Annotated in this window: 10 protein-coding genes; 6 read left to right on the top strand and 4 right to left on the bottom strand. The window is 62.3% G+C overall.

Going from position 1 to position 11897, the window contains the following annotated elements; all coding sequences use genetic code 11:
* Positions 1-169: 169 nt before the first annotated feature.
* From JQ621_RS10310 to JQ621_RS10295, 4 genes are read right to left on the bottom strand one after another with little or no spacing between them, the layout of a single operon-like run.
* Positions 170-1669, bottom strand: coding sequence for a TniQ family protein (locus JQ621_RS10310; protein ID WP_212234286.1), 1500 nt, complete (start codon positions 1667-1669; stop codon positions 170-172).
* A complete protein-coding gene (locus tag JQ621_RS10305) occupies positions 1656-2552 on the bottom strand; it encodes a TniB family NTP-binding protein (RefSeq protein ID WP_212234285.1) in 897 nt (298 codons plus the stop codon). The genes JQ621_RS10310 and JQ621_RS10305 overlap by 14 nt, the downstream gene beginning before the upstream one ends.
* Positions 2549-4303 (bottom strand): Mu transposase C-terminal domain-containing protein, encoded by a 1755-nt coding sequence (locus tag JQ621_RS10300; protein WP_249125042.1) that lies wholly within the window; start codon positions 4301-4303, stop codon positions 2549-2551. Before JQ621_RS10300 ends, JQ621_RS10305 begins: the two co-directional genes overlap by 4 nt.
* Positions 4222-4737, bottom strand: coding sequence for a TnsA endonuclease N-terminal domain-containing protein (locus JQ621_RS10295; RefSeq protein ID WP_312015408.1), 516 nt, complete (start codon positions 4735-4737; stop codon positions 4222-4224). The genes JQ621_RS10300 and JQ621_RS10295 overlap by 82 nt, the downstream gene beginning before the upstream one ends.
* A 269-nt stretch (positions 4738-5006) precedes the next feature.
* Between JQ621_RS10295 and JQ621_RS10290 the strand changes: the two genes are divergently transcribed.
* The 6 genes from JQ621_RS10290 (at position 5007) to JQ621_RS10265 (ending at position 11861) form a co-directional block, all read left to right on the top strand.
* The gene (locus tag JQ621_RS10290) at positions 5007-5471 is read left to right on the top strand and encodes a DUF2840 domain-containing protein (protein ID WP_212234284.1); all 465 of its coding nucleotides are present in this window, start codon (positions 5007-5009) and stop codon (positions 5469-5471) included.
* Complete coding sequence (locus tag JQ621_RS10285; protein WP_212234283.1) at positions 5468-5983, top strand: S26 family signal peptidase; 516 nt, start codon at positions 5468-5470, stop codon at positions 5981-5983. Before JQ621_RS10290 ends, JQ621_RS10285 begins: the two co-directional genes overlap by 4 nt.
* Before the next feature lie 164 nt (positions 5984-6147).
* Positions 6148-6891: a lytic transglycosylase domain-containing protein gene (locus JQ621_RS10280; RefSeq protein ID WP_249125040.1), complete on the top strand. Its 744-nt coding sequence runs from the start codon at positions 6148-6150 to the stop codon at positions 6889-6891.
* 244 nt (positions 6892-7135) lie between these two features.
* Positions 7136-8887 carry a relaxase/mobilization nuclease domain-containing protein gene (locus JQ621_RS10275; RefSeq protein WP_212234282.1) on the top strand — a complete coding sequence of 584 codons (1752 nt, stop codon included), beginning with the start codon at positions 7136-7138 and terminating at the stop codon, positions 8885-8887.
* A 51-nt stretch (positions 8888-8938) separates the two neighbouring features.
* Positions 8939-9973 carry an alpha/beta fold hydrolase gene (locus JQ621_RS10270; protein ID WP_312015407.1) on the top strand — a complete coding sequence of 345 codons (1035 nt, stop codon included), beginning with the start codon at positions 8939-8941 and terminating at the stop codon, positions 9971-9973.
* Positions 9974-10058: 85 nt separating this feature from the next.
* A complete protein-coding gene (locus JQ621_RS10265; RefSeq protein WP_249125039.1) occupies positions 10059-11861 on the top strand; it encodes an MFS transporter in 1803 nt (600 codons plus the stop codon).
* Positions 11862-11897 lie beyond the last annotated feature (36 nt).

Here is an 11897-nt window from a genome sequence, read left to right as displayed (position 1 = left end):
CCAAACACATGGACTCAAATCCTTGCATCGACTCAGTTTTCCATCCGCGCCGATTCACCGAACACGGCACACCGACAGCGGTCAGCGGGCGAATGTCGGTTTCCCCAAATGTGTGGACTGGGGGCCGAAAATGATTGATCGGCTCCTTAAATCGTCGACTGGTGTTCCTTTAATTGTAAACTGGTGCAACGGTCAGCTTCCTCCTTGCGAGAACCTTGCGTCGCCTCCAAGGACCGTGCATGCGCAACAGTCGATCCGCGACATAGATCGTGATCTCGACTCCAAAGCGCCGCAGCGTTTCGTTTTGCACGCGATTTGTCCGCCAGCGCGGTCCGGCCGACGGCGCATTAGCGATCCACTCAGCAAGCTGAGCAGCTTGCGGTCCCGAAAGTTGCCCGCTCGGTCGTTCGAGCGCAACTTCAAGTCCGCCCTGCGCACCACGCTTTATCCAGCGATACAGAGTTCGCGGTCGCACGTCGGCAACTTCGGCAGCAGCCTCGACGGACAAACCATCGCGCACGTCGGCGATTGCCATGAGCCTGGCGCGACGATGTGGCAGACGCTCCTGGCGCGCTTGCGCGCGCAACTCCTCTCCAGTTTGCGGCAAGTTGTCGATCCAGGCCCGCCACGAGCCGCGTTCGTCGTTGTCCCGTTCGTCTGGCCACGCTGTGAGGAACAAGGCCTCCACTTGACCGCGTATCGCAGCATCCAGGGTTGGCCAACGCTGCATCTGCCGGCGCGGGCGTACGGCTCGCAGCATTGCGAGTGCAGCTTGTGTTCGTTTCGGCCACGCTTCGAACATCCACGCCAGGATCACCAGACCTTGATAGCCATCGGCCAGCTCTCCCAGCCGGGCGGTGCCGAAATCACGAGCGATCCGCGCAAACAGCACGTCGCGAGCGGTCGGCTTGGTATCGATCCACACAGCGCCCAACAACATGTCGAACAGAGCCACGGCCACAGACCAGCCGATTTTGCCGATCTGCGGCAAATCGACGATGCCTGCTGGCCGGCCGTCGAGTATACGCCGCTGAAATTCCAATACAGGCTCCGCCGCGATCATGCTCGCGACGCGGGCCAAGCGATGCGCGCAGCGCCGACATCGGTCGGGCGCGAAATACGTTGCATCCGACAATCGGGGCAAGCGCAGCTTTACCCCGCACTCGGGACAGGTTCGTATCAATACCGTGCCATGTGTTGGACAGGCTGTCAGCCAGCCAATCGTCCACGTCCGCCGTACATAAGGCACTTCATCCTCGGCGAGGCAGTCAGGACAGATGCCTATTCGTCGCGATTGATGCGACGGCCGTTCGGCCGTGTAGCGCTGCCGACCGAACCGGTCGGGCAGGGCATCAATAATCCCATCATCAGGCCAGTTGGCGAAGCTCAGCAAGCGGATGCGGTCGCTCGATACGCCCGTCCCGCGCGCAAGCGCCGCGACGACGAGCGGATCAGGCTTGCGCCACCAGTCGGGATGGGTTGCGAAGCCCATCTCGCCGTCGCCGAGCAGCAAGGCTTCCGGCCAGACCCCGAACGGTTCGGCGAAACGAAGCAACCAGGATGCCAGCGCCTCATCCGGCAGTGGCGCAACGCGTGCCGGCAGCGACCGCGGTGCGCCGACGATCTCCGCATTGAAAAACTCAACCTTGTAGATCTCATCCGGCGACACGTCGGCGCTCCGTAGGAGGAATGAAACCGATGTCGTCAATTCTTTCGATGAGGATGCGCTCTTCGCCGGCGGCAACGGCCGCCACCGCGGCAGTCGTGACCAGGCTGACCACCTCACCGAGGATGCCCTCCGCCGCGCTTAGCAGCTTTTGCGCGAAGGCCGGCTCCTCCATGCCCGATCGCTCGCGCAGTGGAAGCATCGCCTCCAGTGTGTTGAGGAGCCGCAGATACTCCGCATCGTACCTCCATGGCGGCAAGCCGAACGGCGTGAACCGGTTGGCAAGCTGGTCATCGCTCTGGATTGCGCGCAACGCCTCCGCGGTTCCGACGGCTACCAGCGGAATTTGTAGCTCGTTGCCGAGCCAGCGCAGCAGGTTGAGGAAGCGACGTTGTTGCGCCCGCGAGCCCGACAGGATGTTGTGGACCTCGTCGATGACGAGCAGCCGCACATCCGTCGCGCGCAGTATCCGCATCGCCATATCCTGCTTGACCGCCAGCCGATCATGGTTGCGATCGGGTGCCCCTAGCGCTTCCAGCACGGCAGCAAAGAACAGCCGCTCGTCCGGCGCCGGCGGCATCTGGACCTTTAAGACGGGCACCGAGATAGCACCCTCCGAGGCATCGACGGTATCGCCCAAATGCGCGCGCTTGAACTTCTCGACGATCATGGTCTTGCCGTTGTTGCTGGGGCCGACCAGCAGCAAGTTCGGCATACGGGTGCGCTTCGGGAACGTCAGAAGATCGTCCATCGCCGCCAGGGCGGCTTCCGCTCGTGCATAGCCGATCCACCGATCTGCGCGGATGCGCTGGATGCGAATCTCGCCAGGCGCATCGGCGAGCGCGCGAATCTGCGGCAGCAGATGCGGGTAGGAGGGATTGCTCATGTCCATTCCTCCACGTTCTTGAACAACCGCTGATCGGCGGGCAGGGGCTCGATCGTTGGAGCGGATTCAGCCGCGATGGCGGCTGGACGCCGTTCTGTCACCACGCCATCAAGGCGAAGCCGCCGCTCTCGTTGACGACGCGCAGTCTTGGTCTCCGCGCTAGCGCGCTGCGCAATACCGCGCATTGCGTCAATTGCTGTGAAGATAGCGTCCTCGTTGATCTCGGCACGGCCTTCGTCCCGCAACCGCGTCAGTGCCAGTCGATGCTCCCACAGGCTGATCGCCGGCCGACGCAGATCGCGATAGCTGAGGTCATAGTAGCGTCCGTCCGGTGCGAGCAGATGGACCCGGCTGAGATCGCGTGGATCGTACCGAACGATCATCCGCTCTCGCTCGCCGATCCAGGTGCGCAGCACATCGGCCCAATAGCCGATCGAATGCAGGAACACGCCTTCGCGGCGAACAAGCCGCCGCTCCATCGGCAGAAAGTCGATCAGGAAGCGGCGCGGATCGTCGATTGCGGTTGGCATGCCCCGTCCGGAGATCTGTCCATCGCCCAGGATTCCGCGCTCCCAGGCCGCGACCGGCGTCGTGCCGATCCCGCGATGCAAATCGTGGTGATAAACACCGACGATTGCGTGGGCGAGCCAGCGTTCGATCTCGTCAAGCGTCAATGCCGCCGTGTCTTCCGGCTTCCAATCTCCCTTGGCACGAACATCCGAGAAAGTGGTGCCAGGCAAGAGATGAACCTTGCCCATCATCGTCCCGATCAGCCGTTCGATATGGCCGCCATAGTGCGGCGTCCTCACCGGACGATAGTCGACGGCGATCCCATACTGCTCGCAGCCGCGCTTCAGCGCCTCGGAATGGAACTCCTTGGCGTTGTCGAGGTGCAACCGCTCGATCAATCCCTGGACAGGCCAATCACCGGCGACACCACGCGCCATCAGCCAGCCGGCCTTCGGCAGAACGGCATGGGCGATGCACAGCGCGACCGACGTGGCGGATGGCGGTTCGAGCGCCAAATGGAACCCCGCGACACAGCGCGAGTGGACATCGATTGCAATGGTCAACCACGGCCGCTGGATCGGCTGTCGTGTGACACTGTCGACCGCGATCACGTCTACCAGCGTGTGGTCGATCTGAACAAGTGCGAGTGGCCAAGGCGCCGTCAGAGAACCCGTCGCTGGTCCGAAGCGATCACGTGCGGCCTTGCGGCCGGATCGCTTTGCCAACACCTCGACCGACGCACGTTGTCCAATCCGCAAGTTGATTGCCGTGCGGCTTGGCTTCGGCAGTCCCAGCGTCCGGCAGCGCCGTTGCACCTCGGTCACCAGATCGCTGACGCGCGGTCGTTGCCGGGTCAGATAGAACTCGTCGATCGTGGCCTGCACCACCTCATCGACCTCTGCAGGCAGAAAAAGCTGACCGTGTCGCCGTCCGCGGCGCCCCGGCAGGAGGCTCGTTACGCGCGGATCGGCAAGATAGCGCGACAGCAGCCGATAAACGACCGTGGCACTGCAGCCAAGCGCCTCGGCAGCCGCCTCGGCATCGCCTCGCGTCCGCTCCGGCGCCTTCGCCAGAACACTGATCACCTCAAAGCGACGACGCGCCTTATGCCAATCAGCAACGGGTACGTCTGCAAGATCGGGTGTGTCAGCCGCGGGGCTCATGCCAATCCCACCGGTGAATTGGGGTGTATCGGCGCGGCGAGGTCGACTCTGAAAGCGCCCCGCGCGATGAGCCGCCAAACCACACCCAGCGCCATCGCGCGGTCGCAGGACATCGCGTCGACGATGCGCTCGAAAGTCGGTTCGCAGAGTGTTCGCGCTGCTCCCAAAGCGCGTTCGGATATTGCCGGATCAAGCGGTGCTTTGCGTAGCGGTAGCAGCCGTCTGGCATTGTCGAGCAACGGTCCCCGGATGCCGCGTTCGGTCGCGATGCGGAAACGTCCGCCGTTCTTCCTCGCCATCGCCCGAGCCGCAACAAAGCCTGGCCGTAGTCGCGCCCACTGGGCGCGCAGATCGACGCGGTACTTTACCTCGACCAGCTCTGAGCGTCCGTTGCTCCACATCACGCGGAAATCCGGCGTGTATCTGCGCTGCCGCGCGCCATCCTCGAACTCGATTGTGATCGGCTGCGAGGTAATCGCGGCGCCGGCGTCGAGAAAGTTCACCAGCAGCACGAAATCCCGTTCGAGCGAGCTCTCGTGCTCGACCGCCTCTCCATCGACTGGCCGAAAGCCTGTGATGTGCGAACGCCGACTGAGCGGGATGCGTCTCATCGATCCCTCCGACTCACCATCGTGCAAGGTGAGTCTACGCCCAGCCGCTGCAGGCAGTCCACGATTTAAGGAGCCAGTTAATGATTCAAGGGAAATCACATCATGCGGAAAGTCGTGCAAAGACTCGAAAAGCCAGCGCCGCCCAGAATCGGATTCAAGGGAAAACGACAATGAGCGACCTCACTCACGTCGAACTCCTTTGGCTGGAGAAGCGCATCGAGAACTGGATTCGCTTTGGGCATGCGGCCGAGGAACAGATGCTCGATAGGCGACGGCGAATCCTTTCGTTTGCGCCCGGCAGCAGTTTTGCGTTCGTGCGCTGGGCCTCCAACGACTTCGGCACCGTTATCTCGCGCATCGATATCTTGCGGGCTGTCGCGCCCGGCCAACGCTGCGCCACTGTGCCTTATGTGCGACCAGGCGGCGAACACATGTTGCGCCTGTCAGGCTGGCCCAAGGTCGAACGCGTGTTGCAGATTGTCGACGCCATCGAGGCGCTCGGCATCGACCCGGCCGACGCTGCACCCGATTATTGGCACCACGTCCACAACCGTCTGTCGGTCAATGAAGTGCCGCGGTCGTACACACGCTCGCGCCATCAGGCTTGGCTGCATCAGCGAAGGATCGCCCCATGAAGTGCCGTGTCACGACGCTTCTGACGACGCTTGCAGCCACGACCGTCGTGCTGTTAACGATCTGGACGAAACCGGCGATACATTATGTATGGAACGTCTCCGAAAGCGCGCCCATAGGTCTCTACGTAATACAGCCGACCGGCCGACTCTTCGTCACCAAACTAGTCGCGGTCGAACCGCCCGAACCCCTCGCAACATTCCTCGCAGATGGCCGCTATCTACCGCGCGGCATTCCGATGCTGAAGCGTGTCCTGGCGCTTCCGAGGCAGACGGTTTGCCGGAACCATCTCACCATCACCGTCGACGCGGTTAAGGTAGGTGAGGCGCACGAACGCGATAGCCGGGGCCGACCGCTTCCCATCTGGCAGGGCTGTCGTGCCGTCGCCGATGGCGAAGTCTTCCTCATGAATTGGCAGTCAGCGGATTCCCTTGATGGACGATATTTCGGGGTGCTGCCAACGAGCGCGATTATCGGACGGGCGGAGCCTCTCTGGATCGACGAGGAGGACTGACCTTGTCGCCAAATCGCACAACTCCTGTCGTTCCTTTGTTCGACCTGTACACAAGCCATTCCTTCGTCCCAATCAAAGTTCGTGCCACCGGTGCAGGCAGCGGTGGCCCAGGGCGGTCGTCAGACCGGCGCGCCAGCGCTTCACCCTTGACGGCCGCGAGCACGATGGCAGCGTTGCGATCTCTCGGGACGATCATGTGCTTCGTCGCGATGTCAGCATCATCGATGCTGTTAAGCGGTGCAGCGCACGCCGAACGAGCGTTATCGATCACCCAGCAAGCAACTACTCATCCAGCTAATCCCTTCGCGGCTTTTGTCGCCGAAGCGTCTAAACGTTTTGCGGTACCAGAACATTGGATACATGCAGTGATGCGCGTTGAGAGTGGCGTAAAGGTCCGAGCGCGGTCTGGAAAGGGCGCCATGGGGCTGATGCAGATCATGCCGCCGACGTGGACCGAATTGCGCGCTCGATATGGTCTCGGCGCCGATCCTTATGATCCGCGTGACAACATTCTGGCCGGTGCCGCATACATCCGCGAGCTCCATGATCGGTACGGCGCGCCAGGTTTCCTGGCTGCGTATAACGCAGGGCCTCGACGCTACGAGAACCATCTGGCGACGGGACGACCGCTGCCGGACGAGACAAAAGCCTACGTCGCGGCGCTTGCGCCGATGATCGGTGGTGAACAGGCTGGCCGGAAGACTGTCGCAGTCGCGAAGTCACTTACTTCGGCTCGTTCACCGCTATTCGTCGTGCGCACCGCGAGCAGCTCCTCGGACGACCGCCCGTCACCCGGTATGCGGCCAGACCGCCCACCAAGGGTCCGTGCCGTTGTCGATCTATCGGCCCTCGTGCCCCAGTCAGGCAACCTGTTCGTTCGTCGTGGCAGCGAGGTCCGATCGCAATGATCCCGATCGCGCTTCATCGCAGTCTGTCGTGGGTTATCGCGTGTTCTGACGTGAGGCAGTGTGAGCGGGGAGATACGAGCCACGGATGGCGAGATAAAAGCGCCGACTGCCGTCGCGCTGATATGGCTGGGGGAGTGGGAGATGTAGGGCCTCGCATGAAATCGCCAGCTGGCGCTTTCTCCGAAACACGAAGGCAATCAACGCTCATGGCGCCATCGCTTCTTCCGAGCCTTTGGAGGACACGATGAAACCGCGCGACGATGAGCTGCGAATCCGTCCCGGCCGCATCCGAGACAAAGGGCGCGGAGCGGCGAAACCAAGGAGCTTCGTTGGCCAGGTCATGCGGGCCGCCAGGAAAGCCGGGCACACGGGTAGGGGGTTTGGCCGGAAGGAGGGAGGTAGCGGTTCGCGCTTTGGAAGAGGCCGTTCCGCAGCGTTGGCCCTGTCGCTCCGGTCGCCGTCGCGTCGGGTAGTGATCAAGGCGCGCGTGGTTCGGCATCGCGGAAGCCGATTCCGCTCAGCGCCGCTCGCGAAGCACGTCAACTATCTGAAGCGGGATGGCGTTACCCGCGATGGCGCGGATGCTCGTATGTTCGATGCACGATCCGACCAAGCCGACAGGCACGCCTTTACTGAGCGGTGTGAAGAAGATCGTCATCACTTCCGCTTCATCGTTTCGCCGGAGGATGCGGCTGAGATGACCGACCTGCGTGCGTTCACGCGGGAGCTGATGGTGGACGCGGAGCGGGATCTTGGTACGAAACTCGACTGGATCGCTGTCGATCACTGGAACACCGACAATCCTCATGTCCATGTCCTGATCCGAGGGCTGGCCGACGACGGCCGGGACCTCGTCATCAGCCGTGATTACATCAGCCGGGGGTTTCGGGCGCGTGCTGAAGAGCGGGTTACCCTCGAACTTGGACCGCGCAGCGAGCAGGAGATCCGGTCCACGCTGGAGAAAGAAGTCGAGGCCGAGCGCTGGACCAACCTCGACCGGGCGCTACGGAACACCGCGGACGAGGGCGCAGGGATGGTCGACCTGCGGCCAGGCGGTCCGGACGGCGATCCCGAGCTGAGGCGGTTGATGATTGGCCGAGCGGCCAAACTGGAGCGCCTTGGTCTCGCCGAGCAGGTTGAACCGGGCTGTTGGACGCTGAAGCCTGGGCTTGAAGAGACCTTGCGCGATCTTGGGGTTCGAGGAGATATCATCAAGACCATGCATCGGACGTTGTTGGGAGGTGGGCGTGAACCTGATGTTTCCCGCTTTGCCCTGCATGGCGATGACCCCGGTGATCCCGTACTCGGACGGCTGGTAGCGAGGGGGCTGCATGATGAGCTGAAGGGGTCAGCTTATGCCATGGTCGAAGGGATCGACGGCAGGACACATCATCTTCAGTTCTCTGACCTTGAGTTGACCGGCGATGCTGCGCCCGGTGCGGTCGTCGAGGCGCGCAGTTATGAGGATGCCAACGGCCGGAAGAGGCTCTCGTTGGCGGTCCGGTCGGACCTCACCTTACACCAGCAGATCACAGCGCCAGGAGCGACTTGGTTGGATCGCCAACTTCTCGCGCGCGAGCCTGTTGTGACGGGAGGCGGTTTCGGGACGGAAGTGCGGGATGCCATGGATCGGCGGGTTGAACATCTCGCCGGCGAAGGGCTGGCCCGCCGGCAGGCGCAACGGGCCATCTTCGCCCGCGATCTACTCGATACGCTGCGAAAGCGAGAGCTGAACGACGTGGTGGGGAAGATTGCCGCGGAAGCCAGGCTCGCCTACCGCCCATCGGCGGAAGGTGAGTACGTCCAGGGTATATACCGCCAAAGGATCACCTTGAGTTCAGGCCGGTTCGCTATGATCGATGATGGCTTGGGCTTCCAGCTCGTGCCCTGGCGTCCAGCCCTTGAACAACAGCTCGGTCGCCAGATCTCCGGCGTCATGCTGCCAAGCGGCGGAGTCGACTGGAGCTTCGGTCGAAAGCGCGGGCTTGGAATCTGACGTGTCCCGTGAGGTCGACAACGATCGAGCTCTGCAAGCAGCGATTACTCCGTGCGCATCGGTGATTCCACGCCATGTTACGCAAAGACACGATGCCAGGGACCGCGTGATTGCAACCAGATCTGTTTTTCTGTCTCTGCACCCGACCGCGCAAATTGGGGATGGGGGCGAGAAGCGATGCCGTATGTCGAAGCCGACGGAACCAAGCTTTACTTCGAGGAAAGCGGTTACGGATATCCGATCATCTTCATCCATGAATTCGCTTCCGACCTCCGCGGATGGGAAGCCCAGCTTCGCCATTTCTCGCGCGGCTACCGTTGCGTTGCCTATAACGCCAGGGGCTATCCGCCAAGCGATGTCCCCGAAGATGCCCTCTTGTATGGTTGGGAATGCGCGGTCGGCGATATCGCCGCCGTGATGCGCGATCTTTCGATCGAACGCGCCCATCTCGTCGGCCTGAGTATGGGCGGGTATGCCGCTCTGCAGTTCGGGCTGCGCTATCCAGAGAAAGTCGGCGTCATCGTCGCGGCCGGCGTGGGCTCCGGCTCCCATCCCTCCCAGCGTGACGGCTGGTTGAGGGAATCCTCTGTTCTCGCGCGCATCTTCATCGAGCACGGGATGGTCTCGATGGCGGAGAGGATGGCGCGCGGACCGGCCCGCGTCCAGCTCAAGTGCAAGGATCCGAAGGGCTGGCGGGAATTCGTGGTCCGTTTGCGGCAGCATTCGCCGCAGGGAATGTCGAACACGATGGCGCGCGGCCAGGCCTTGCGGCCATCACTGCATGATCTGCGCGATCAGTTCTCGGGGATGGTGGTTCCGGTATTGCTCGCGGTGGGTGACGAGGATGTCCGCTGCCTCGAGACCAATCTGATGCTCAAGTCCACTCTCCCCAACGCGGGCCTGTGGATCTGCCCCAATACCGGTCACGCGATCAATCTGGAAGAACCGGCCGCTTTCAATGCACAAATCGAAAGCTTCCTGGGCGCCGCCGAACGCGGGAGCTGGCGCCGCGGATTTCCAAGGACCGAACCCCGGCCTGTCCTGCAATTGCATCGGCGCGCACCCACCGCGGGGCTTGGTCTCTGACGTCAGTCAGGAACGGGCCGGTGCCGAATTGTTTCGCCTGGACCGGAAGTGATCACGACCGGGTGCATTTAAGCGGAATCTTCTCATGAAACCCAGAATTGGTGTTTATCTCTCCGAAGGCACGGCCGCGCGATTGACTGATGCGGCCAGGCGTCCCGGCGCTACTAAATCGGCGCTTGTCGAAGTAGCCCTCGATCGTTTGCTCGGCTCCGACGAAGATTTAAGCGATACCGCGACATTGGCTCGCCAGCTCGCGGCCATGAGCCGTCAGCTCGAGCAGCTCGATCGGAATCTCAGGGTCGTGAATGAGACGGTAGCGCTTCACGCGCGATTCCATTTGGCTGTGACACCGATATTGCCGGCGACCGCCCAGGGAGCGGCTTGCGCGCTCGGAGCCGAACGTTTCGAAGAGTTCGCGGCGCAGGTGGAAAGGCGTGTCGATCGGGGAGTTCCCCTTATTCAGGAAACGATCGACGGGACCAGCGCGGCGAGGGCCGCTGCTCCTACAAACGACCTCGCGGAGGCACGCTTCACCGAGCGCACGACCCGCCGTAGCAACAAAGAAGATAACAATGGAGATGATGCGGCGGTTATTCCCAAACAATCCGCGCAGGCGTCGCGCATCACCACGCGACAGCTAGTGGCAGACCTCGCCGTAAAAGGGTCGTTAATTCTGCGCGTGTTCCTGCCGTTCGTTACCGGCTATTACCTCGCTTTCCTCTTTCGGACGATCAATGCGGTGATGGCATCGCATCTCGCCACAGAGCTAGGGCTGGGCGCCGGCGATCTTGGCTTGCTGACGTCGGTCTACTTCCTGACCTTCGCCGCCGCCCAGATCCCGATCGGCATGCTGCTGGACCGATACGGGCCAAGGCGGGTGCAAAGCACATTGATGGTGGTGGCGGCGCTCGGCTCGGCGCTGTTCGCGGCCTCAGAGAATTTCTCCATGCTGCTCCTTGGCCGCGCCTTGATCGGTCTCGGCGTCGCCGCCGCCTTGACCGCGGGCATGCAAGCGCTCGTGCTCTGGTTTCCCAGGGAGAGGGTGCCGCTCCTGAATGGCTTGATGGTTATGCTTGGCGCGCTCGGCGCGGTTACCGCGACATGGCCGGCCGAGCTGTTGCTCGCATCTATTGGCTGGCGTGAACTCTTTGGTCTGTTGGCCGCATTGACGGCGGTCTGTGCGATCATGGTCCACATCGTGGTGCCCGAGGCTGCGCCAGCAAGTAAAGCGATCTCGGCCGGCTTGAAGAAGGTCTATACCGATCCGCGCTTCTGGCGGCTTGCGCCGCTCTCCGCAAGCTGCATCGGAACGGCCTGGGCACTGCAGGGTTTGTGGGCGGCGCAGTGGCTTGCCGATGTCGATGGCCTCGACCGGGCAGCAGTGGTGCAACATCTCTTCATCATGGCGGTCGCACTCAGTGTCGGCGCCATCGGGCTGGGCATCGCGGCCGATCGGCTCCGCCGGCGCGGCGTCGGACCGGAACCTCTGTTGGGGGGAGTTGCGACCATCTTTATCACGATTCAATTGGCATTGATCCTACGGCTGCCATTGCCCTCCTATGTGCTGTGGAGCGGTGTAGCGGCGACTGGTGCTGCAACCGTGCTCAGTTACGCGATTCTGGCCGACTATTTCCCGAAGGAGTTGACCGGTCGAGCCAATGGGGCTTTGAACCTGTTTCACGTCGCCGCCGCGTTCGCCGTACAATATGCGACCGGCCTCGTGGTGCAGCAATGGATCCCGGACACCGGACATTATCCCGACGTGGCATACCAGACCGCCTTTGCTCTCATTGTTGTCTTCCAGATCGCGGCATGGATCTGGTTCATGATGCCGCGTGCTTTTCTGCGGCCAAAGGTAATATGGCAGCCACGGCCATCCGAAACGTAGCCGGTCGCCGCGATTGGTACACCGCACGATGCGAGG

This window comes from Bradyrhizobium manausense (assembly GCF_018129685.1).
GTDB classification, from domain to species: Bacteria; Pseudomonadota; Alphaproteobacteria; order Rhizobiales; family Xanthobacteraceae; genus Bradyrhizobium; species Bradyrhizobium manausense_D.
This window is presented reverse-complemented; position numbering and strand designations above follow the sequence as displayed.